Here is a 20,944-nt window from a genome sequence, read left to right as displayed (position 1 = left end):
ACTGGCTTTTTTACAATAATTTTTCCAACCTTGGCTGACTTCTGTCATAATAGTGCGTTAGTGATTTAAAATGACCTTTAGTAGCAATGGCCACAAAACGTATCAGTGATGAACAGTTAGTCGAAATCATAGAAGCCGCGATTTTTGTTGCTGGAAAACCTGTGTCTAAACGTCATTTAAAAGAGTCAGTATTAGCTGATTTAAGCGTATCTATGCCGCGCATTAATAATGCAATTGAACAAATTCAAACGCATTATCAAACCCGAGGCATTAAGCTTGTTGCAGTAGGCAGCGGTTACAGGTTTCAAGCCTGCGCTAGTTTAGCGCCTTGGCTGGCAAACTTATGGCAAGAGCGCGCACCTAAATACTCACGAGCACTACTAGAAACTTTATCCTTAATTGCTTATAGACAACCTATTACCCGTGGTGAAATTGAACAAGTACGGGGGGTTGCTGTTGGCTCAGGAATAATTAAAACCTTATTAGAAAGAGAGTGGGTTAGGGTTGTTGGCCATAAAGAGGTGCCTGGGCGCCCAGCGTTGTATGCCACAACATCCGCTTTCTTAGATTATTTTTCATTAGCTGGTTTAGATGAATTACCGCCGTTACCTGAACTTCAGGAGAGTAAAATCAACCAGTTATTGAGCGATCCTTCTGTGAGAGAACTATCTGAATGAGTAATGTAGAAACTGAAAAGTTACAAAAAGTATTAGCCCGTGCTGGCGTGGGTTCACGTCGTGAAATGGAAAAATACATCGATGCCAACCGCGTGAGCGTGAATGGTAAAGTGGCTCGTTTAGGCGACCGCGTAGAAGCAACCGATGTAATTCGTGTTGACGGTCACGTAGTGAAAATCGAAGACAAAGCCGACCGTATTTGTCGTGTGCTTATGTATAACAAACCAGAAGGTGAGTTATGTACGCGTAAAGACCCAGAAGGTCGTCGTACGGTATTTGACCGTTTACCACGTGTTGATGGCGAACGCTGGATTGCAGTTGGCCGATTAGATATTAATACCGCAGGTTTAATGCTGTTTACTAACGATGGTGAACTTGCTAACCGTTTAATGCACCCAAGCTACGAAGTAGAGCGTGAGTACTCAGCTCGTGTGTTTGGTGAAGTGACTAACGAAACGCTACGCACTTTAACAAAAGGCGTTGAGCTTGAAGATGGTCCTGCAAAATTCTTAAACATCAAACCTATGGGTGGTGAAGGTATCAACCGTTGGTTCAATGTGACTTTAACAGAAGGTCGTAACCGCGAAGTACGTCGTTTATGGCAATCACAAGATGTTGAAGTATCGCGCCTTATCCGTATTCGTTACGGTAAGTTAGAGCTTGATAAGCGCTTGCCACAAGGTGGTTGGGCTGAGCTTGATTTAGACACGGTTAACTATTTACGCAAAACAGTACAACTAGGCCGCGAAACGCAAACTAAGCTGTCGGTTATTCCTGAAAAGCGTAAAGACAAACGTGCCAAAATCAACCAAATCCGTAAGGCGGTTAAAAAGCACAATCAACGCGCTAAACAAACTAAGCGTCGTTAATCAGAAATATAATTGTTCGCAGATAAACTAATTTATTTGCAAACAGGCATAAAAAAGCAGCGATTTCGCTGCTTTTTTTGTTTCACAATGCTAATTAAGCATTTTCGACTGCTGTACGTGGGTCAACATATTCCATGTTGAAAGCTTCAGCTACTTCTTTATAAGTAACTTGGCCTTTGATTACGTTTAAGCCTTTTAAGAAGTTAGCATCGTCAAGAAGCGCTTTCTTATAACCTTTGTTAGCAAGGTTGATGATGAATGGTAATGTTGCATTGTTAAGTGCGAACGTAGAAGTACGTGGAACAGCACCTGGCATGTTAGCAACACAGTAGTGAACAACGTCATCAACAATGTAAGTAGGATCAGCGTGAGTTGTCGCTTTAGACGTTGCGATACAACCACCTTGGTCGATTGCAACGTCAACGATTGCAGAACCAGGCTTCATTGCTTTGATGTGCTCAGCTGTCACTAGTTTAGGCGCTGCTGCACCTGGGATTAGTACGCCACCGATCACAAGGTCAGCTTCTAGTACGTGTTTTTCTAGTGCGTCAGCAGTAGAGTAGATAGCTTTAACTTTATTACCGAACTGTGCGTCTAATGCACGTAGTACGTCGATGTTACGGTCAAGAACAACAACGTCAGCACCTAGGCCAACAGCCATTTGCGCTGCGCTACGACCAACCATGCCGCCGCCGATAACAACAACTTTAGCTGGCTCAACACCTGGTACACCACCAAGTAACATACCACGACCGTGGTTTGATTTTTCAAGCGCTTGTGCACCAGCTTGGATAGACATACGACCAGCAACTTCACTCATAGGAGCTAGAAGAGGTAAACCGCCACGTGAATCAGTTACTGTTTCGTAAGCGATACACACTGCGCCACTTTTAACTAGGTCTTCAGTTTGTGGAAGATCCGGTGCTAAGTGAAGGTAAGTAAATAGAATTTGGTCTTCGCGTAACATTGCACGCTCAACAGCTTGTGGCTCTTTTACTTTAACGATCATTTCAGCTTTAGCAAAAACGTCCGCTGCTGTTGGTAAAATTTCAGCACCAGCTGCAACATAATCTTCGTTAGTGAAGCCAATGCCCATACCAGCATCAGTTTCAACAAACACTTGGTGGCCATGGTTTACTAGTTCACGAACACTCGCAGGAACCATACCTACACGGTATTCATGGTTTTTGATTTCTTTAGGTACACCAATAATCATAGTTTTTCGCCTTAATAGAACGGGATAAAATTTTTGACTATTATATTCATGACCAGCCAGTGTGTCTCACCTTTTTTAAGTGGTATTCTAGTGATATAATCTAAAAATATATTTTAAACAGTGCAAAACTCTGGTTTGGCTTATGCATCAATTACTCGACAGAATAGACCGTAAAATTTTAATGGAATTACAGCTCGATGGTCGGATCTCTAACGTAGAGCTGGCAAGGCGTGTAGGACTAAGTGCCACCCCTTGTTTGGAGCGGGTAAAAAAGCTCGAAAGAGAGGGCTATATACTTGGATATAAAGCAGTAGTGGATCCTGCTAAGCTTGGCCAAGGTTTGTCGGTTTATGTAGAAGTAACCATCACTAAAACCTCACCAGATGTTTTCGAAGAATTTAACGCTGCAGTTAAAAAGCACGACGAAATAATCGAATGCCATCTAGTATCGGGTAATTTCGACTTTCTATTAAAAACACGTGTAAATGATATGTCGGAATATCGAAATGTACTGGGTGATATTCTACTAAAACTACCAAATGTCAGTGAAAGCCGAACTTATGTGGTAATGGAAGAAGTAAAAGGTGAAGAAGGGGTCATTATTCGCCCATATATTGCCTAAACTGTTAAAATATACATTGAGTAACAAAAACTTGTTCATTATCAGTCCATCAAGGCTAAGATAAAGTGCATCAAACGGCATTTCCTGCTAAGGTATTTCACTGCTAATCGATCAGTAAAGAATAATAAGGAATAGGGAGCTATGCGCCTAAATGGTGTTCAAAGACTGTTAGAAACGGGGCTAATCATCAGCACCTTTGCTGCAGTATTTATTTTATGTGCATTAATCAGTTTTGATCCTGCGGACCCTTCATGGTCGCAAACCGGTGAATTTGTTAATGTTAAGAATATTACCGGCACAGCGGGAGCTTGGGTTGCAGATATCCTATTACTCACTTTTGGCTGGCTTGCTTATTTAGTGCCTGTTGCTATTCAATTGTTCGGTTATTTATTGTTTAAGCAACCACACCGTATTTTCCAGCTTGATTACACCACGCTTGCCTTACGTGTTATTGGTTTTGCGCTGTTTATTACTTCAGCAACTGCCATCAGCAGTATTAATTTTGATGATATTTATAACTTCTCATCTGGTGGGGTAGTGGGAGATGTTATTGCGACAGCAATGATGCCTACCTTTAATTTTACCGGCACCTCCATTTTACTACTGTGTTTTTTCTTTGCTGGTTTAACCCTATTAACCGGTATTTCGTGGGTGCAATTTGTCGATTTTGTCGGTAAGTGGGTGATGAAAGCATTCTACTTTTTACGTGAGCAATTTTCTGCTTGGCTACATCGTGAAAAAGAAGCTGTTAAAGATATTGCCACGACAGAGCCAGACGCTAACTTTGTAGAACCAGAAAACGAACCAGCTATTAGCTTTAATAGCGCTGATGAAGAAGAGCCAAAGCCTACTAAGCCTAAGCAAAAGCCTGCTGAAAAAGCCGATGATGACTTTAAAGGCTTTGATGAACTAGACGATATTCTTGACCAAGAAATTGGTTTCAGTGCCCTTGATGATGAATCATTCGATACCGTATCGGCACTGAATGCGCTTGATCAGAGCCCAGTCGTTGAGCCAGAAAAACCTGTTACAACGGTTGTTTCGCCTGCGCGCCCTATGCCTAAACCAAAACCTTCATATGAGCCACCACCAACGGCAAAAGAAAAATTTGAAGCACTGCTTGAAGAGCAGCCGCCTGCAAACCCGTTACCGTCACTTGATTTATTAGACCGCCCAGACAAAGCGAAAAACCCATTATCACAAGAAGAGCTTGATGGAATCTCGCGTTTAGTTGAAACCAAATTACTTGATTTTAATATTCAAGCTGCGGTTGTGGGTGTATACCCAGGTCCGGTTGTAACGCGTTTTGAGCTTGATTTAGCACCGGGTATTAAAGTGGCTAAAATCACTGGCCTAGCGAAAGATTTAGCACGTTCACTGTCTGCTGTAAGCGTACGTGTGGTAGAAGTTATTCCGGGTAAAACTTATGTTGGTTTAGAGCTGCCTAACAAACACCGTGAAATTGTGCGCTTAAGTGAAGTTATTAACGCGCCTAAGTTCGAATCAAACCCATCACCACTGACTATGGTGTTAGGTAAAGACATTGCTGGCGAGCCAGTATGTGCTGATCTTGGCAAAATGCCACATTTACTTGTTGCGGGTACCACAGGTTCAGGTAAGTCAGTGGGCGTTAATGTAATGATATTAAGCTTACTGTACAAATCGGGCCCTGATGATGTTCGTATGATCATGATCGACCCGAAAATGCTTGAACTTTCTGTGTACGAAGGCATCCCACATTTATTATGTGAAGTTGTGACCGACATGAAAGAAGCAGCCAATGCATTGCGTTGGTGTGTAGGCGAAATGGAACGTCGTTATAAGCTGATGTCGGCACTTGGTGTTCGTAACTTAAAAGGTTACAACCAAAAAGTGTTGGATGCCAAAGAAGCGGGTCAACCGATTCTAGATCCACTGTTTAAAGACACCGATGGCATGGCCGATGGCCCTGAAGAGCTAGATAAACTGCCAAGTATTGTGGTGGTTATTGACGAATTTGCCGACATGATGATGATCGTGGGTAAAAAAGTGGAAGAGCTGATTGCACGTATCGCGCAAAAAGCCCGTGCTGCAGGTATTCACTTAGTGCTAGCAACACAGCGCCCATCGGTTGACGTAATTACCGGTTTGATTAAAGCGAATATTCCAACCCGTATGGCGTTCCAAGTTTCAAGTAAAATTGACTCGCGTACCATTTTAGATCAGCAAGGTGCTGAAAACTTACTTGGTATGGGTGACATGCTTTACTTACCGCCGGGTACCAGTGTGCCTGTGCGTGTGCATGGCGCGTTTGTTGACGACCACGAAGTACATGCGGTTGTAGACGATTGGAAGAAACGTGGTAAACCAAATTATATTGATGAAATTTTAAGTGGCGATGCCACAGAAGAAATTTTACTACCAGGAGAAACCAGTGAAGACGGTGATGAAGAGTCAGATCCGCTTTACGATGAAGCAGTATCATTTGTAATTGAAACCGGCAAAGTGTCGGTATCGAGTGTACAGCGTAAGCTTCGTGTAGGTTATAACCGCGCAGCACGCTTAGTTGAACAAATGGAAACATCAGGCATTGTTAGCGCACCAGGACACAACGGTGCCCGCGAAGTCTTAGTGCCAAATGGTGGAGCAAATTAATGAAAAAAATTAAATACCTGGCCCTAATTATGGGCTGTTTATTAAGCGGTCAAAGTTTTGCAGACGACAGCGAAGCGTTGCAACAACAGCTGGCTGCGATTAAAAGTTTTAAAGCAGAGTTTTCACAGCAGGTTACCGATTCGCAAGACGAAGTTATCATGCAAGGTGAGGGGAATATTGCTCTTCAGCAACCTATGATGATCCGCTGGCAACAGCAAAGCCCAGACGATACTTTATTTGTATCAAATGGCGACAAAACGTATTACTTCGACAGCTTTGCAGAGCAAGTAACGATTATGAATACCCACAGCCTGATTGATTCAACTCCATTTGTGTTGTTGACTTCAAAAGATCCAGAGCAGTGGGCTAAATACCAAGTTGTGGCAACTGATGCAGGTTTTAGCGTCACGCCAAACAAAGGCGTTGAGAGCCAAGTTGAAAAGTTAGACATTAGCTTTAACGCTAAAGAGCAAGGCCTAGCATCACTGACAGTATTAGATACCTCTGGTCAGCAGTCTTTATTTACCTTTAAAGATGCTAAAGTGAACGAAGAACTTGCAACTCAAACCTTTGAATTTACCATTCCTGAAGGCGTTGAAGTTGACGACCAAAGCCAAGGTGATTAAGGCTTGAGTAATCTCGGATTTAATTTTGGTCCTGATGTGCGCCCACTTGCGGCGCGCATGCGACCCGAAACACTCAATGACTACATAGGTCAGCAGCACCTTTTAAGCCCCGATAAACCTCTTTACCAAGCGATTCTTGCAGGTCGATGCCACAGCCTCATTTTGTGGGGGCCGCCAGGCGTTGGTAAAACCACCTTAGCGCAGATTATTGCAAATCATGCCGATGCCAGCCTTATTCAAATGTCGGCAGTCACAGCAGGTGTAAAAGACATTCGTGAGGCCGTAAGCGAAGCAAAAGCAAACCTTGCCGGGCGAGGGCAGCGCACCTTATTGTTTGTTGACGAAGTGCATCGCTTTAATAAATCTCAGCAAGATGCATTTTTACCACATATCGAAGATGGTACTTTTATTTTTGTTGGCGCGACCACCGAAAACCCATCATTTGCACTTAATAACGCGATTCTGTCTCGTGCTCGTGTGTACGTTTTAAAAGCGCTTGAACAAGCCGACTTATTTAACGTCATTGAACGCGCTTTACGTGAAGACGTAGAGCTTAGCCAAAAACACATTGAAATTGCCGAAAACGCTAAACAAGCGCTTTGCCAAGCAAGTGATGGCGATGCGCGTAAAGTGCTTAACCTGTTAGAACAAGCTGTTGATTTAACCTCGGAGCAGCAGGGTAAATACCTTGTTGATCAACATGTTCTAAGTCAAGTTCTACCAACTCACTTAGCCAAGTATGACAAAGGCGGTGATGAGTTTTATGACTTGATTTCAGCGTTTCATAAGTCAGTGCGAGGTAGTTCACCTGATGGTGCTTTATATTGGTATTGCCGTATTTTAGCCGGTGGTGGCGACCCGCTTTATGTGGCAAGGCGATTATTAGCGATTGCTACAGAAGATATTGGCAATGCCGACCCGCGAGCAATGGAAGTGGCACTCAATGCGTGGGATATTTTTCAACGTGTTGGCCCAAGTGAAGGTGAGCGCGCTATTGCACAAGCCACCATTTATTTAGCCAGTGCCCCGAAAAGTAACGCTGTGTATATGGCGTTTAATCAAGCAATGCAAGATGCTAAAAATGAGCCGAGCCATCCGGTGCCAGAGCATCTACGTAATGCACCAACCAGCTTAATGAAAGACTTAGGTTATGGCGCTGAATATCGGTATGCACACAATGAGGAAGGTGCGTTTGCAGCAGGCGAAAAGTATTTCCCTGAGGCAATTAATGATCGCCAGTATTACTTCCCAACCGACCGCGGGCTTGAACAAAAAATAAAACAAAAGCTGGAATATTTAACCCAGCGCAACGAGCAAAGTGATATTAAACGTTATGAATAGTTTGAAACTTTACATGATGATTGCAATGGGTGGCGCTTCAGGGGCATGTTTACGCTATTTTCTTAGCGAAACCATGCTAAAACTGCTCGGTAGGGGATTCCCTTTTGGCACGTTGACAGTTAATATTCTTGGTTCATTGTTAATGGGCATTTTATACGGCTTGATTGAAAAAGAAATAATCGCTGTTAGCCCCGCTAAAACCTTAATTGGTATTGGCTTTTTAGGTGCATTGACCACCTTTTCAACATTCTCAATGGATTCGTTGTTGCTCTTGCAACAAGGTCACTTTTTTAAAATGGCCCTCAATATCACCTTAAACGTGGTGGTGTGTATATTTATGGCTTGGCTGGGCCTTCAGCTGGTAATGCAAAAAGGTTAAAAATCGAACATGTTAGATTCTAAATATTTACGTCAAGATATCGAACAAGCGGCTGCACGTTTAGCATCACGCGGTTACGAACTTGATACTGCAGCGGTAACTGCACTTGAAGAAAAACGCAAAACATTACAAGTAAAAACGCAAGAACTTCAAAGCGAGCGTAATGCAAGTTCCAAAGCTATCGGCCAAGCAAAAGCGAAAGGCGAGCACGAAAAAGCACAACAACTGCTTGATTCAGTCAGTAACCTTGGCGATCAATTAGACAGCGTAAAAGCAGAGCAAGACGCAGTACTTGAAGAGCTTAAGCAAATTGCACTTGCTATTCCAAACTTACCTGATGAGTCTGTTCCTGTAGGTGAAGACGAAGATCAAAACGTTGAAATTTCAACCTGGGGTACGCCTAAGTCATACGACTTTGAAGTAAAAGATCACGTTGATGTTGGTCAAGACGTAAACGGCCTAGACTTTGAAATGGGCGTTAAAATCAGTGGCGCGCGTTTCACTGTTATGCGTGGTCAAGTTGCACGTATGCACCGTGCTCTTACGCAGTTCATGCTTGATACGCACACAGACAAAAACGGCTACACAGAAATGTATGTGCCTTACCTAGTTAATAGCGCAAGCTTATACGGCACTAGCCAATTACCTAAGTTTGCTGGTGACTTATTCCACACATTAGGTTTAGTGGATGACGACGGTCAGCAACAACCAGGTTTTAGCTTAATTCCTACAGCTGAAGTACCGCTTACGAACAGTGCTCGTGACGAAATTTACGACGAAAGCGACTTACCAATTCGTTTAACAGCGCATACGCCTTGTTTCCGTAGCGAAGCAGGTAGCTATGGCCGTGATACACGTGGTCTTATTCGTCAGCACCAATTCGACAAAGTTGAATTAGTACAACTAGTAAAACCAGAAGATTCAATGCAAGCGCTAGAAGAGCTAACAGGTCACGCTGAGCAAATCTTACAAGCATTAGAACTTCCATACCGTAAAGTGATTTTATGTACGGGTGATATGGGCTTTGGTGCAGCAAAAACTTATGATTTAGAAGTATGGTTACCTGCACAAAACACCTATCGTGAAATCTCATCATGTTCAAACATGGTTGATTTCCAAGCGCGTCGTATGCAAGCGCGTTTCCGTCGTCAAGGTGAGAAAAAGCCAGAGCTACTTCATACACTAAATGGTTCAGGTTTAGCAGTTGGTCGTACACTGGTAGCAATCTTAGAGAACTATCAACAAGCAGACGGCTCGATTGTTGTACCAGAAGTATTGCGCCCTTACATGGGTGGCTTAGAAGTTATTAAATAACGTTTAAGTTCATAACGTTTTAAAAACCGTATTTTGATCAGAAAATACGGTTTTTTTATGCCTAGCATTAATAATAATTGCGGTACACAGTATTTTTAGTAGACTAAAAAAAGTACTACAAGTTTAAAAACTAAACTACATAGTATTTTATTAAAATACACGAAGGACTGCTGTTATGAAAAGACTACTCGCCGTAGCATCCGCTGCTTTATATTTAGCAAGCTCTGTCGCTTTTGCTAAAGACAAACCCAATATTCTAATTATATTCCCCGATGATGTTGGCTGGCAAAATGTAAGTGCTTATGGACTTGGTACCATGGGTTATAAAACGCCAAACATCGATAAACTCGCCCACGAAGGGGCAATGTTTACCGATCATTACGCGCAACCATCGTGTACTGCAGGGCGCGCTGCACTTATTACAGGTCAATATCCAATTCGTAGTGGCATGACTACAGTGGGACGACCTGGCGCTGAGCTTGGTTTAAAAGCGGGTTCTTATACCCTTGCCGAGGTATTAAAAGAGCAGGGTTATGCAACAGGGCAATTTGGTAAAAACCACTTAGGTGATCGCAACGAGCACTTACCAACCGTGCATGGCTTTGATGAGTTTTTCGGGAATTTATATCACTTAAATACTCAAGAAGAGTTTGAGCAACGTGATTACCCGAAAGATCCTGAATTCTTCAAAAAATATGGTACGCGAGGTGTTTTACATACTTACGCCACAAATGTAGATGACAAAACAGTTGATCCACGTTTTGGCAAAGTGGGTAAACAAAAAATTAAAGATACTGGCCAGCTTTCTCGTGAGCGTATGAAAACCGTTGATAAAGAGTTTATGGACGCAAGCATAGACTTTATTAAACGAGCGAAAAAAGCAGATAAACCTTTCTTTGTTTGGTTTAACCCAAGCCGAATGCATATGTACACGCGTTTAAGTGATGAGAGCCGTTATTTAGCAGAAGAATACACCACAGAGCATGATTTATACGGCAGTGGTCTGATTGAACATGATCAACAAGTGGGCGAGTTAATGGCTGCACTAGATGATATGGGTGTGCTTGATAACACTATTGTTGTTTATTCTACAGATAATGGCCCGGAGCACAGTGCTCGATTACATGGTGGTACAACGCCTTTCCGTGGTGAGAAAATGACGACCTATGAAGGTGGTGTACGTGTGCCTATGATTGTTCGCTGGCCAGGTAAAGTACCTGCAAATACAGTATTAAACGGTATTCAATCGCACATGGATATTTATACAACCCTTGCAGCAGCAGCGGGTGAACCAAATATCGTGAAAAAAGCGCTTAAAGAACACAAGCAACCGATTGATGGTGTAAACAACTTAGATTATTGGTTAGGTAAAACAGACGAAAGTGCGCGTGATAGTTTTCTGTATTATTACGAATCAAGCATCAAAGCTGTACGTTACAAACAGTGGAAACTTCATTTCGAAACAAGCGAAAACTATTACGCTCAGTACGAAAAGCAAAAGTTCCCGATTATCTATAACTTACGCATGGATCCGTTTGAAAGCTTTGATGGTTTAACTGACCGTTCAGACATAGTGCAAGCTAAACAATGGCTAAATGAGCCCGTACAACACTTACTTGGTGAGCATATTCAGTCATTATCAAAATATCCACCACTACAAAAAGCGGCTAGCTTCGACTTTAGTCAGTTAATGGAACAGTTGATGTCTGGTAAGCAGTAACACTTAATAAAACGATTTATTAAGTTGTTTTTAAATAAATAGCCGCATCGGGAAGCCATGCGGCTTTTTACTTTTGGCGAAAAGACTGTAGATAGTAAAAGCCAAAGTGGATCTAAACCTGAACAATTAACGTATTCAAAGCATAAATTTAATAGTGTGAAGCAATATGAGTAATAAACAAAAATCTGTGCCAATATCACGATTTTCACGCGCTGCTCGGCTTGGCTCTTTAGCTGGTAAAGTCGCAGGTAATATGTTGTTTGAAGGCACAAAAGCATGGGCGACGGGCAAGCAAACATCACGACAAGAGTTATTGTTACAGCCTAAGAATATTCAGCGCTTTGCAGAGCAGCTTGCAAATCTTCGCGGTGCTGCAATGAAATTGGGGCAGCTGTTATCTATGGATAGCGGTGAATTACTCACTCCTGAGCTATCTGCAATTTTAGCAAGGCTGCGTTCAGAAGCGACGCCCATGCCACAAAAGCAGCTAGTTAAAGTAATGCGTGAGCATTGGGGGGATGCGTGGCTAGAGCAATTATCGCATTTTGAACTCAGACCATTTGCTGCGGCATCAATAGGGCAAGTGCATATTGCTTATCGAGAATCGGGCGAAAAGTTAGCAGTTAAAGTGCAATACCCAGGTATTGCAAAAGGCATTGCCAGTGATGTTGATAACTTAGCTTACCTTCTGAAGCTCAGTGGCTTATTACCCAAAGAGGTAGAAATACAGCCTCTTATCGATGAAGCAAAACAACAGCTTATAAACGAAGCTGACTACGAATTAGAAGCGAGTTTTTTAAAACGCTACAGCGAGTGTTTAAAGGATGACGACAATTACCTTATTCCAACTGTGGTAGATTCGCTTAGTTCTTCTCAAGTTTTAGTCATGAGCTTTGTTGAAGGGCAAGAGCTAGATGAGCTGGCAAGCACTGAGCAAGCGCTTCGTAATAAAGCGGTTGAACAGTTACTCAGTTTATTCTTACGCGAATTATTTAGCTTTAAACTAGTTCAAACAGATCCAAACTTTGCTAATTATCAATATCAAATCGACAATCAACGCTTAGTGCTTTTAGACTTTGGCGCTACCCGAGAACTACCTCAGCATATTAGTGCTGGTTACTTACAGTTATTATCTGGAGCGATTAGTAACGACAGAGCAGGCGTTGCAACAGCAGCGCAGCAAATTGGCTATTTTCAACAAGGGCTTGCTCAAGAATATATAGATAATGTCGTTGATATATTTCTACTCGCCTGTGAGCCACTGCGTCAACAAGGTGAGTATGATTTTGCAAATAGCGACTTACCAAAACGAATTAAAGAGCTCGGCCTAAAAATGAGCACCGCCTCAGAGCACTGGCACGCACCACCCGTAGATGCCTTGTTCGTTCACAGAAAACTAGCAGGCCTCTTTTTAATCGCTGCAAAGCTAGGAGCAAAAGTGAATGTGAACAGTATTTTTAAGGAGTTTGAAGTACAGAGGGATAAAGAATAGAACAGAGTTTGGGGTAGAGAAAAAATGGTCGGCAAAGCAGGATTTGAACCTGCGACCCCTGACACCCCATGATTTTCTTCAAAATTAAGTTAACCTATTGAAATTATGTAACATTACAAATTTACCACTGTTTTTTTACACAGTAAAAAGTGCATTTTTTCTCATTTTTATACTTTTGTAAAATCAAGCGGTTAGAGCGCTTATTACAAATGCAATTCTCAGCTTTTTTATAAAGCCTTTCCTAAACAACATATTAGAAAATCTAATTGTGCAAGCCTAAGTTCAAGCGACTTCAAAATTCACTTTCAGACAATCAAATTTTTCACTATACTGTATGTGTGTACAGTACTTTGGTTTTGTTACTTATGTTCGTTATCCCAATTTATATCGAAGCTGGTATTACAGGCTTTGAATCTCCTGCGGCTCAATACAAAGAGCTCGGTTTATCGCTCGATCAGCTCTTAATTAAGCATCCTGATGCTACCTTTATCGGTATGGCTTCCGGCCAGTCTATGCAGGGAGTAGGAATATATGATGGTGACTTACTTTTAGTTGATAGGGCGGTGGATGTTAGTACCGGTGATATTGTTGTTGCAAGCTACAATGGGTGCTTTGTATGTAAGATCATAGATAAAGATAACCGGTTGCTGTTATCAGCCTCTGATGAATTTAAACCAGTGTATGTTTCACCGGAGGATGATTTTTGTTTAGAAGGGGTTGTTACAAGAAGTATCAGACTTCATAAGCCTTGTTTGGAGTTTGCTAGTAGGTAAGGTCCTCAAAACTTAGTAATACTAAAGTTTGTTGATGTTTATCATTTTAATGTGGTTTAACTTACTGCATAATCACTCGCGGAAGTCTTAAAATAACAAAGGGAAAATATGAAAACATCAATTCTAAAAACTGCATTATTCGTCGGCGTACTATCAGGTGTTGCAGGTTGTCAATCTACTCAATATAAACCTGTAGAAGTTACAGACGTTGTAAACATTCCAAATCAAAGCCAAGAAGAAATTTACAATAAAACTCGTCAATGGTTTTCACAGTATTTTGTTTCTGGTGAGTCTGTTGTTGATTACGAAGATCCGAAAACAGGCACTATTATTGGTAATGGTATCGCTGAAAACGGCACTGACTTTATGGGAGTAATTCGATATAGCTTTAAATATAACGTTCGTATCGATACTAAAGACGGTAAATTCCGCGCTATTACTAAAATAGTAGAGCATACAAATACAGACCATAAAAGTAGCTATACGGTTTCGTATGTAACCGATGAGAGAAGTGCAGCAGCTGAGCAAAAAGTCAAAGAGATTGTTAGTGATATTGAAAGCTATGTAACTAGTGAAAGACATAATACAAAATCTAGCTGGTAGCTAAAGTTAAAGAAAAACCCGCTTAATTAGCGGGTTTTTTGTGCCTTAGTATTTATGGATTAGCCGGCTAAGTTTTTCGTTGGCGGCTTTGGCAATTTCGAGCAGCTGATAGGGCTGTATTGCCATGCTCTCACGGATGACGTTGGGTAGTTTATCGAATGATGTCACCATATCATCAAGTGCGAGTGCTTGGGTTCGGGTTGTTTGGCCGTTTTCTATGGTGAGTAGAATTCGTTGGTAGTCGAGTGGGTCGGGCGCTTTGCTAATGGCCATTTGTTGCTGGGCGTCAAATGCGCGGATAACTTTTAAGTGAAATTGTGGGCTTATCCACATGGCGTAGGCGTAAACCAGTTCTTTGCATGCATATGTGCCAATACGCTGCTTTTTACTAATAGCCGGAATTCCGTCTTTTTCTAACTCGTTAATTAATTCTTGGATTTGTTGACCGGCTAAAAAATATTGAGGGCGGTGCTTAAGGTTATTACCTGCAGCTTTATGCAAATCGTTTAAGAGATATTTACCGTCAAAATTACGAACCGGTTTCGATAGAATTGTTAAGTTAGTCATTGCTGACTCCTGTTGAATAGTGATTTAACATCACCACCAAAGTCGCCAAACAGGTGGTGGTGACACGAGCAGGGTTGGCGAACCGGCTTCAACAGATACCGGCAGACCCGAAGGTCTCCCCACCCGTGCCACCATAATGTAGGTACACGAATGCACTGACACAAAAAAACACGCAAAGGTCAGAGGCGTGTTGTGTCTCTGCTGAATATTTCAGGTCGCCAAACCCGATACCAGATTTTGCTGGTACGTGCTCAGTATGGGCTGGCTGTTGTTTTTTGTCAATATCATGGCTTCTATGTGCATTGATGATTTAGTTAAGATTCACCGTCAAATTAGGCACTTGAACCCATTCAACTTGTTTACCAAATTCGGTATAGACTTTGGTTGATTTACTGTCTGAGTGGCCCATACGAGTTTGTGGGTCCCAGCCTTGGGCTTTTATTAGCCTTGCAGATAAACCACGTATTTCGTGGTAAGTGGGGCGCTCTTCAGGCTTTAGGTGGTTGTATACACCTAGCTTGTCTCTTACTTTTGAAAACTCTGTGCTTATGTTTTTGCTAACTATTTGAGTTACGTGATTTACTAAAGCGCTAGTAGGGTTTGAGTTTTTCTTTGGTAGCCTGTGTACAACATAAGGTGAAACAATTCTATCGCGGCTGTTGTCGATAATTGTTTTAATGGTTTCGTTGATTGGGATGATCACATGTGAAGCTTCGCTTTTATGTGTTTTCTGGCGGTGAATTGCTAACTCACCATATATGGTACCAAATTGGTCTTGTTGTGGTTGTTTATACCAAATACAACCACAGCGCCCAGGCTCTGCTTTTCTTAATTTATACTCAATACGTGATATTTCTAACACGGCATGTGTAGTTTGCATGGTTAAATCCATTGCTGTTCTCAACCATAGTGGGGCAGCTGCACGTATTTTTTCGAATGCATCAACATCTAACGCTTTACGTTTTTTACGCTCACTGGGTTTTTTGATTTTAAGAGCGGCGGGGTTGGTTGTCATGTGGCCGCTGTCTTTTGCATAATCGAAAACCAGTTCTAAAAAGCTGAGTTTTCGGTTATACACGTTGTTACTTGCACCTTTGTGAAAGTGCTCCATGTATTCGGTTACATCACTAAGCGTGATATCTTCGCCTGGCATCGTGAAATAACTTTTCATACGTTCGGCATCATTAGTCCAGGTAGATAGCAAATTATTACCTGGGGATTTGTCGGCAGTCATTCGCTCAATAATAGAGTCAACTATTAGGTTCAAACCACCTTGAGATTCACTGCCTGTAAGCAGTTCATCTAGCTTAGAGTTGCTACGTTTAATACGGTTGTACTCATTGGCTATAATGATAGCTTCAGTTCTATTTTGACTGACGATTTTACGTTTACCGTTAACAAGTTTAAGTTGATAGCCGGCGTTTTTAACAAAATATAAAAACGGCGGCAGGTCACGGTTTTTGTTTAGACGTTTTCTTGGTGCCATTTTAGCTATTCGCTGCTAGTTTTAATGCTATTTCTTTTGCTTTAGCGTTAGTGCCGGGTTGTTGATCATCATAAATATACACTTGTTGACCAGGGCCTACTAACTCTCCTTGAACATATCCAGTTGCTACCCAATCTCGCAGAGAGTTATAGCTAGGTAATGAATCTTCATGGAAATACATTTTAGCCCAGCAACGGGCTTTCATTAATTTAGGCTTCTTCATTTGGCACCTCTTGCAGTTCATCTAAGTGGGGAAGAATTTCAAGTGCTTCGTCTAGGTCTTCACACTCATATTTAACGCGGCGGCCATTGGTGCGAATTTCAATAACGACGCCATCGGCCTCTTCTAAAATAGTGATTACTTTCTTAGCCATAGTTTTACCTCAAAATAAGAGTCGTTCTTGCCTTGGCTGTTTAGCCTCAGGCCTATTATCAGCATCAACCACTTCTATAAATGGCTCTTGCTGATATTGGTTACAAAGCTCTGTGATGAACACTTGGGTTTTGTGTACTTGGCATTGGCCATATCGAGTTTTAGTTTGCTGTTGGCCGCACCTATCTATGTGAGGGCAGTGTTTATCATCTGCCTTACCAATGTGCTTATAGGCCTGACAGCTAATACAGGCCTTTGGCATGGTGATTAAATTACCCATTATGCAGCCCAAAGCTCACTGAGTTCCCGCTCAAGTCGGTAGTGGTCTAAACGTTCTTCTAACTTTTCTCGAGCTGATTTTTGACGTTCGCTATAAGGAGCTGCTCGCGGAGCGTCTTTCTTAGGTGAAGTTTGCTTTGCGATACTCACCGTGATTGGTTTGTTTTTGGTTTTAGGTGTAGCGCTTCGTTTTTTATAAGGCTTACGAACACAGCCACAACCAAGTACTCTGCCTAAGTTACCTTTTTTAACTGAACGCTCAGTGCCACAAACACAGCGACATAAAAAATATTGGCCACATGCTTCCTCAGATAGCACTGTCCAATTGTTAAATACATCGCCTGCTGTTATTTGTATTTTGCTTTTGGCCATGATGCCTCCTTTCGTTTTTCAGCCTGGTTCTTACGTTGATAATATTGACGTATGCGGGCCCTTTGTTGGGCTACACAGTTGCGTTTAAATTTGTGCATCGCTTACTGTTTCAAATAGATTGAATGGCAATGTGATATCTGTTTGTAGATATCGCTAATGTATTTAGCCTGGTGTTTTGCATCATCTAATGCGTTGTGTGGGTTACCTTTAAATGCATTTGATTTTTTAGGGTCAATACCGAGTACTCGACGGCCAACATCAACCATGGTGCGAACATCACGGTCATTGCTAAAATGCCATGGTTTAGTCATATTGGTGGCTTTATAGGCGTTGGTTAAAATGGTGTTGTCGAATGTGGCGCCATTACCCCAAACAACACGATTTATAAACCCTTCGATTTGGTACATCCATTCGTTGAATTCGAGCAGGGCATCTTTAAGCGGCATGGTGTCATTGGTGTTAAAAATCGAACGGGCATCATCGTTTTGCTTCATCCACCATTTAAGTGTTGAGCCATCTACCTTGCCGTATTTCATGGCATCTTCTATGTCGATGACTTGGTAAAATTCTGCACCAATATTGCCTGTAAGTGGGTTAAAGAATACGGCGCCTATTGATACGATCACCGCATTAGATTGTTGGCCAATAGTCTCTAGGTCGAGCATGACATCGTTGAGTTCTGTATTCATGGTGTTTCCTGTTATGTCCAAGGGACTAAGCCCAGTTGTTGACGTTTATCGTTCCACTTTTTAACCAGTTGGCAGGCTTCTTTTTGAAGCTTTTTGCTAGTTAGTAAGCGGCTGATCTCTTTTTGGTCTTTGGCTTTAAAGCTGACCAAGGTTTCAAGCGTGGCTTGCTCAAAGCTGTTCATCTTCATTGCTTAAAGTAAGTAGGTCTGTAGCTGTTAGCTCCCAGTTATTTGCTTTAACACGGCGTAACCAATTACCACAGAGCTTTAAGGTGTCTTTTTTAGGGCGCAAGCCGCCTTTAGGGGCTTCGACTAATTCGGCTTCATCATCTTTGTTGAGGATGATTAAACCACCACGGCCACTTTGGTGTAGGTAGAGTAGTGGGGTTTGCCTTGCATCGTGGCCTTCGACCATTCCACCAATGTGATACGGGTAGGTTTGTACAATGTCGGTATCACCACGGTAGATTTGCACTATGTCAGCGGCAGCTAAACGGTTTTTAAGTTCGCTTATTTCGGTTTTAAGCTGGGCCGTTGTTTTGCGTTCGCTTTGATAAAGGCGCTTCTGTTGCTCAGTCGCTAAGCGCTGGCTTTCTAGCTTGTCTTTGTAGCTTTTAATTTTGTCGCGAAGCTTTTTAAGTGTGCCGGCAATTTCTTTATAAGCTGTTAGCGTAATCGTTAAATCTTTTACTTTAGCTAATGCTTGATCGCGTTCTCTTTGTGCTTGCGCCAGCTGTTGATCGGCACTTTTTGCATTTTTAAGTACAACTGCAGCACCTTGCTCATAGTCTTTTACCAAAGCAGTAAGCTTGTCATTTTGTATTTGTAGCTGCTGTTCGTTTTCAACCATTTGATCAAACTCAGCAACTTCTTGGTTATAAGCCGCAACTAAATTATCTATTGCATCTACGACTGATAAAGGGTGATTACTCATGGTATTTATCCTGGTGTTAAACCCAGCTTTCTAGGTTCTGTTCAAAAATCAGCAATGCGATTAATAGCGTGATGAATAGCATTGCTGATAGGGCTTTCTTAAGGGGTTTCATGCTGCCAAAACTGCTTTTGGGATGCGTGTGTTTTCAATCAGACTTAAAAAGGCTTTCGTCATGCATAAATCACGGCGGGCGCTAGCGTTTAAAGCAATTGAGCCAAGCACTACTTGGTTGTTGATATCAAATAAAATGATTAAGCAGTATTTGGTACCTGACTCGTAAATGCGTAGCTCTTCACCATGCATGCGTTGGTTCATGAAGTTAATGCGTTGTTTTAGCTGGTTGATCACCAGTGATGTGAATACGTTTAACATAGCTTTTTCCTTTTCCTGTTGTGTTGTTTTAGTTGCTTACGGCAACCACTCGGCTGGTTTGATTGGGCAAGTGCGTACCAGCGAACTGTGAAACTTTGCTTTAGGCCGCTTGTGGCGGTGGCTCTGGCGGCGGGTTATTAGCTGCTTTTAAATTTGGGATCACTAATTCAAAAGGGCTGACCTTTTGAGCTTGTTTTAGCTTGTGTAATAACGGGGCTGTTGCTGCGTTATTTCGTGCTGTTGGGAATATAAATACTTTGGTCATATTCACTCTCCTTGGCCTTAGGCTGCTAGTAAGTCGTTTTGCAGTTCACGCAGTCGGCGTAAACGGGTGGTGCGAACAGTTCGGGTTACTCGAATCGTTCTAAAACTGCGCTCAACGTCACTGTTAGTTGCACTTAACAACACAAGCACTAGGCACATGGTGTAACGCAACACACCTTGCTTAATTGCTTGGTGTACCGTTTGGCGCATTGAATGGGTGTTAAATTTGAAGCTGAGCTCATTACAGGCTTGGCGAACTGTGGTGGGCTTTACACCCAATGATTCAGCAATAGACTTTTGTGTTAGGCCTTTTGCTACAAGCAGCAGCGTACGTGCTTGCTGTGCAGGTAAGCGAGAATGTGGCTTTGCACTTACGTGCATATCGTCAAGCTGGTATCCAGTTTCTGTGCGTAATGGGTTCATAACTTCAAATAACAATTTAATTTGTTTTTTAAATTTACAATATAAATTGTAAATGTCAACGTAAAAACAATTTTAATTGTATTCTGGTGTGTGGGATAGGTATAAAAAAACCGCCAGAAGGCGGTTTAAGAGAGAGTTGTTAAGTTATCTAATTATTTATTATATACATCACCCTCAATAGTAAAAGCTTGCTCTACTGAATCTGTTACTACCGCGTTAAAGCTATTAGTCCCTCTATATGTCGTTTTTACTAATATGTAATTACCCTTGTCCCAGTAAACAGTTTTAACGTGCTCATAACTATCGGGGTTCTTTAAACTTCGCTTGATCATTTTTTCAAGCAAAGTATGTGAACCATCAAATTGACTAAATTGCTTTTCTATAGAGCGAACCCGGTCCATTTTTTCATTGTAAAACGAGTACTTGTCTTTATAAGTCTTATTTTCTGGCGCTAACTTTATAAGCTTTTCATATATTTCAAAGTTCTTTTTTGTTTCAGCGGTTGGTATTTTCGCAACTTTTTCTACCAATTCGAGCTCAGTAGCTTTATTTTTTAGTTTGACTAATTCGGGGTCTGTAACGGTGTTATATGCGCCAGCTAATCTTTTTGCTTTTAGGTATTCACCTTGATCAATTAGCTGTTTCATTTGCTCGAGTAGTTGAGCTTTATTTTGATTGTACTGGGCTAATTGGGAAGAACGAACTTGCTGCTTGGCTGACTCTTCACGTGAGTCTTGGATAGTCGAATAGAAATAAAACAATATGATTAATACAACAACTAAACCACCACAGCCAATATTACCTCTTTTCTTCTTAAGCACAGCACCACAATTAGGGCAACTTGCTGCTTTTTTACTTATTTGGTGACCACATTCCTTACATTTTATTAGTGCCATATCATTCCCTATGTATGTTTTATA

Annotated in this window: 26 protein-coding genes; 12 read left to right on the top strand and 14 right to left on the bottom strand. The window is 41.7% G+C overall.

The window, feature by feature from the left end; genetic code table 11:
- Positions 1–86: 86 nt before the first annotated feature.
- Together scpB and rluB are read left to right on the top strand one after the other, a co-directional pair.
- Positions 87–677 (top strand): SMC-Scp complex subunit ScpB, encoded by a 591-nt coding sequence (gene scpB, locus IRQ78_RS12490; RefSeq protein ID WP_194442393.1) that lies wholly within the window; start codon positions 87–89, stop codon positions 675–677.
- Positions 674–1,546, top strand: coding sequence for a 23S rRNA pseudouridine(2605) synthase RluB (rluB, locus tag IRQ78_RS12485; RefSeq protein ID WP_055198703.1), 873 nt, complete (start codon positions 674–676; stop codon positions 1,544–1,546). Before scpB ends, rluB begins: the two co-directional genes overlap by 4 nt.
- 94 nt (positions 1,547–1,640) lie before the next feature.
- Here rluB and ald read toward each other — a convergent pair whose 3' ends face one another.
- Positions 1,641–2,762: an alanine dehydrogenase gene (gene ald / locus IRQ78_RS12480; RefSeq protein WP_054552970.1), complete on the bottom strand. Its 1,122-nt coding sequence runs from the start codon at positions 2,760–2,762 to the stop codon at positions 1,641–1,643.
- A gap of 142 nt (positions 2,763–2,904) precedes the next feature.
- Between ald and lrp the strand changes: the two genes are divergently transcribed.
- The 10 genes from lrp (at position 2,905) to IRQ78_RS12430 (ending at position 14,266) form a co-directional block, all read left to right on the top strand.
- Entirely contained in the window at positions 2,905–3,384 is a 480-nt protein-coding gene (gene lrp, locus IRQ78_RS12475) for a leucine-responsive transcriptional regulator Lrp (protein ID WP_054552971.1), read from the top strand.
- A gap of 141 nt (positions 3,385–3,525) precedes the next feature.
- Positions 3,526–6,018, top strand: coding sequence for a DNA translocase FtsK (locus IRQ78_RS12470; RefSeq protein WP_194442392.1), 2,493 nt, complete (start codon positions 3,526–3,528; stop codon positions 6,016–6,018).
- Entirely contained in the window at positions 6,018–6,644 is a 627-nt protein-coding gene (gene lolA, locus IRQ78_RS12465; RefSeq protein WP_194442391.1) for an outer membrane lipoprotein chaperone LolA, read from the top strand. The genes IRQ78_RS12470 and lolA overlap by 1 nt, the downstream gene beginning before the upstream one ends.
- A 3-nt stretch (positions 6,645–6,647) precedes the next feature.
- Positions 6,648–7,985 (top strand): replication-associated recombination protein A, encoded by a 1,338-nt coding sequence (locus tag IRQ78_RS12460; RefSeq protein WP_194442390.1) that lies wholly within the window; start codon positions 6,648–6,650, stop codon positions 7,983–7,985.
- Positions 7,978–8,364 carry a fluoride efflux transporter CrcB gene (gene crcB / locus IRQ78_RS12455; protein ID WP_082389253.1) on the top strand — a complete coding sequence of 129 codons (387 nt, stop codon included), beginning with the start codon at positions 7,978–7,980 and terminating at the stop codon, positions 8,362–8,364. The genes IRQ78_RS12460 and crcB overlap by 8 nt, the downstream gene beginning before the upstream one ends.
- Positions 8,365–8,373: 9 nt before the next feature.
- Positions 8,374–9,678, top strand: a complete 1,305-nt coding sequence (gene serS, locus IRQ78_RS12450) for a serine--tRNA ligase (RefSeq protein WP_166340717.1) — start codon at positions 8,374–8,376, stop codon at positions 9,676–9,678.
- 175 nt (positions 9,679–9,853) lie between these two features.
- Positions 9,854–11,398 (top strand): arylsulfatase, encoded by a 1,545-nt coding sequence (locus tag IRQ78_RS12445; protein ID WP_194442389.1) that lies wholly within the window; start codon positions 9,854–9,856, stop codon positions 11,396–11,398.
- A 166-nt stretch (positions 11,399–11,564) separates the two neighbouring features.
- On the top strand, positions 11,565–12,890 hold the full coding sequence (locus tag IRQ78_RS12440) for an ABC1 kinase family protein (protein WP_194442388.1): 1,326 nt from the start codon (positions 11,565–11,567) through the stop codon (positions 12,888–12,890).
- A gap of 365 nt (positions 12,891–13,255) precedes the next feature.
- Positions 13,256–13,663, top strand: a complete 408-nt coding sequence (locus IRQ78_RS12435; protein ID WP_194442387.1) for a LexA family protein — start codon at positions 13,256–13,258, stop codon at positions 13,661–13,663.
- Positions 13,664–13,771: 108 nt separating this feature from the next.
- Positions 13,772–14,266 carry a DUF4468 domain-containing protein gene (locus IRQ78_RS12430; RefSeq protein WP_194442386.1) on the top strand — a complete coding sequence of 165 codons (495 nt, stop codon included), beginning with the start codon at positions 13,772–13,774 and terminating at the stop codon, positions 14,264–14,266.
- A 45-nt stretch (positions 14,267–14,311) separates the two neighbouring features.
- On the opposite strand, the gene IRQ78_RS12425 is transcribed toward IRQ78_RS12430, so the two are convergent.
- The 13 genes from IRQ78_RS12425 to IRQ78_RS12360 all read right to left on the bottom strand — a co-directional run bounded on the left by IRQ78_RS12425 (position 14,312) and on the right by IRQ78_RS12360 (position 20,920).
- A complete protein-coding gene (locus tag IRQ78_RS12425; protein ID WP_194442385.1) occupies positions 14,312–14,833 on the bottom strand; it encodes a KilA-N domain-containing protein in 522 nt (173 codons plus the stop codon).
- Positions 14,834–15,143: 310 nt separating this feature from the next.
- Positions 15,144–16,319, bottom strand: a complete 1,176-nt coding sequence (locus IRQ78_RS12415; protein WP_194442383.1) for a tyrosine-type recombinase/integrase — start codon at positions 16,317–16,319, stop codon at positions 15,144–15,146.
- A gap of 1 nt (position 16,320) precedes the next feature.
- Positions 16,321–16,542: a hypothetical protein gene (locus IRQ78_RS12410; RefSeq protein ID WP_105182039.1), complete on the bottom strand. Its 222-nt coding sequence runs from the start codon at positions 16,540–16,542 to the stop codon at positions 16,321–16,323.
- Complete coding sequence (locus tag IRQ78_RS12405; RefSeq protein WP_194442382.1) at positions 16,529–16,693, bottom strand: hypothetical protein; 165 nt, start codon at positions 16,691–16,693, stop codon at positions 16,529–16,531. The genes IRQ78_RS12410 and IRQ78_RS12405 overlap by 14 nt, the downstream gene beginning before the upstream one ends.
- 9 nt (positions 16,694–16,702) lie before the next feature.
- On the bottom strand, positions 16,703–16,972 hold the full coding sequence (locus tag IRQ78_RS12400; RefSeq protein ID WP_194442381.1) for a hypothetical protein: 270 nt from the start codon (positions 16,970–16,972) through the stop codon (positions 16,703–16,705).
- Complete coding sequence (locus IRQ78_RS12395; protein ID WP_194442380.1) at positions 16,972–17,343, bottom strand: hypothetical protein; 372 nt, start codon at positions 17,341–17,343, stop codon at positions 16,972–16,974. Before IRQ78_RS12395 ends, IRQ78_RS12400 begins: the two co-directional genes overlap by 1 nt.
- Positions 17,344–17,444: 101 nt before the next feature.
- Positions 17,445–18,032, bottom strand: a complete 588-nt coding sequence (locus IRQ78_RS12390; RefSeq protein ID WP_194442379.1) for a 3'-5' exonuclease — start codon at positions 18,030–18,032, stop codon at positions 17,445–17,447.
- 11 nt (positions 18,033–18,043) lie between these two features.
- Positions 18,044–18,214 carry a hypothetical protein gene (locus IRQ78_RS12385; RefSeq protein WP_194442378.1) on the bottom strand — a complete coding sequence of 57 codons (171 nt, stop codon included), beginning with the start codon at positions 18,212–18,214 and terminating at the stop codon, positions 18,044–18,046.
- The gene (locus IRQ78_RS12380; protein ID WP_194442377.1) at positions 18,201–18,965 is read right to left on the bottom strand and encodes a hypothetical protein; all 765 of its coding nucleotides are present in this window, start codon (positions 18,963–18,965) and stop codon (positions 18,201–18,203) included. Before IRQ78_RS12380 ends, IRQ78_RS12385 begins: the two co-directional genes overlap by 14 nt.
- 108 nt (positions 18,966–19,073) lie before the next feature.
- A complete protein-coding gene (locus IRQ78_RS12375; RefSeq protein ID WP_105182034.1) occupies positions 19,074–19,337 on the bottom strand; it encodes a hypothetical protein in 264 nt (87 codons plus the stop codon).
- 100 nt (positions 19,338–19,437) lie between these two features.
- Positions 19,438–19,602 (bottom strand): hypothetical protein, encoded by a 165-nt coding sequence (locus IRQ78_RS12370; RefSeq protein ID WP_158679763.1) that lies wholly within the window; start codon positions 19,600–19,602, stop codon positions 19,438–19,440.
- 17 nt (positions 19,603–19,619) lie between these two features.
- Entirely contained in the window at positions 19,620–20,024 is a 405-nt protein-coding gene (locus IRQ78_RS12365) for a helix-turn-helix transcriptional regulator (RefSeq protein ID WP_194442376.1), read from the bottom strand.
- A gap of 152 nt (positions 20,025–20,176) precedes the next feature.
- Entirely contained in the window at positions 20,177–20,920 is a 744-nt protein-coding gene (locus IRQ78_RS12360) for a zinc ribbon domain-containing protein (protein WP_194442375.1), read from the bottom strand.
- Positions 20,921–20,944: the final 24 nt, after the last annotated feature.

This window comes from Pseudoalteromonas simplex (genome assembly GCF_015278155.1).
Taxonomy (GTDB): domain Bacteria; phylum Pseudomonadota; class Gammaproteobacteria; order Enterobacterales; family Alteromonadaceae; genus Pseudoalteromonas; species Pseudoalteromonas simplex.
This window is presented reverse-complemented; position numbering and strand designations above follow the sequence as displayed.

Bases quoted from the DNA above. Each gene is read 5' to 3' on its own strand.
- serS (WP_166340717.1), top strand. From the start codon at position 8,374: ATGTTAGATTCTAAATATTTACGTCAAGATATCGAACAAGCGGCTGCA.
- IRQ78_RS12360 (WP_194442375.1), bottom strand. From the start codon at position 20,920: ATGGCACTAATAAAATGTAAGGAATGTGGTCACCAAATAAGTAAAAAA.
- IRQ78_RS12385 (WP_194442378.1), bottom strand. From the start codon at position 18,214: ATGAACAGCTTTGAGCAAGCCACGCTTGAAACCTTGGTCAGCTTTAAA.
- IRQ78_RS12410 (WP_105182039.1), bottom strand. From the start codon at position 16,542: ATGAAGAAGCCTAAATTAATGAAAGCCCGTTGCTGGGCTAAAATGTAT.
- IRQ78_RS12400 (WP_194442381.1), bottom strand. From the start codon at position 16,972: ATGGGTAATTTAATCACCATGCCAAAGGCCTGTATTAGCTGTCAGGCC.
- IRQ78_RS12405 (WP_194442382.1), bottom strand. From the start codon at position 16,693: ATGGCTAAGAAAGTAATCACTATTTTAGAAGAGGCCGATGGCGTCGTT.
- IRQ78_RS12380 (WP_194442377.1), bottom strand. From the start codon at position 18,965: ATGAGTAATCACCCTTTATCAGTCGTAGATGCAATAGATAATTTAGTT.
- IRQ78_RS12375 (WP_105182034.1), bottom strand. From the start codon at position 19,337: ATGTTAAACGTATTCACATCACTGGTGATCAACCAGCTAAAACAACGC.
- IRQ78_RS12370 (WP_158679763.1), bottom strand. From the start codon at position 19,602: ATGACCAAAGTATTTATATTCCCAACAGCACGAAATAACGCAGCAACA.
- IRQ78_RS12470 (WP_194442392.1), top strand. From the start codon at position 3,526: ATGCGCCTAAATGGTGTTCAAAGACTGTTAGAAACGGGGCTAATCATC.
- IRQ78_RS12390 (WP_194442379.1), bottom strand. From the start codon at position 18,032: ATGAATACAGAACTCAACGATGTCATGCTCGACCTAGAGACTATTGGC.
- IRQ78_RS12415 (WP_194442383.1), bottom strand. From the start codon at position 16,319: ATGGCACCAAGAAAACGTCTAAACAAAAACCGTGACCTGCCGCCGTTT.
- crcB (WP_082389253.1), top strand. From the start codon at position 7,978: ATGAATAGTTTGAAACTTTACATGATGATTGCAATGGGTGGCGCTTCA.
- IRQ78_RS12440 (WP_194442388.1), top strand. From the start codon at position 11,565: ATGAGTAATAAACAAAAATCTGTGCCAATATCACGATTTTCACGCGCT.
- ald (WP_054552970.1), bottom strand. From the start codon at position 2,762: ATGATTATTGGTGTACCTAAAGAAATCAAAAACCATGAATACCGTGTA.
- lrp (WP_054552971.1), top strand. From the start codon at position 2,905: ATGCATCAATTACTCGACAGAATAGACCGTAAAATTTTAATGGAATTA.
- IRQ78_RS12395 (WP_194442380.1), bottom strand. From the start codon at position 17,343: ATGGCCAAAAGCAAAATACAAATAACAGCAGGCGATGTATTTAACAAT.
- IRQ78_RS12430 (WP_194442386.1), top strand. From the start codon at position 13,772: ATGAAAACATCAATTCTAAAAACTGCATTATTCGTCGGCGTACTATCA.
- scpB (WP_194442393.1), top strand. From the start codon at position 87: ATGGCCACAAAACGTATCAGTGATGAACAGTTAGTCGAAATCATAGAA.
- IRQ78_RS12365 (WP_194442376.1), bottom strand. From the start codon at position 20,024: ATGAACCCATTACGCACAGAAACTGGATACCAGCTTGACGATATGCAC.
- IRQ78_RS12435 (WP_194442387.1), top strand. From the start codon at position 13,256: ATGTTCGTTATCCCAATTTATATCGAAGCTGGTATTACAGGCTTTGAA.
- IRQ78_RS12425 (WP_194442385.1), bottom strand. From the start codon at position 14,833: ATGACTAACTTAACAATTCTATCGAAACCGGTTCGTAATTTTGACGGT.
- lolA (WP_194442391.1), top strand. From the start codon at position 6,018: ATGAAAAAAATTAAATACCTGGCCCTAATTATGGGCTGTTTATTAAGC.
- rluB (WP_055198703.1), top strand. From the start codon at position 674: ATGAGTAATGTAGAAACTGAAAAGTTACAAAAAGTATTAGCCCGTGCT.
- IRQ78_RS12445 (WP_194442389.1), top strand. From the start codon at position 9,854: ATGAAAAGACTACTCGCCGTAGCATCCGCTGCTTTATATTTAGCAAGC.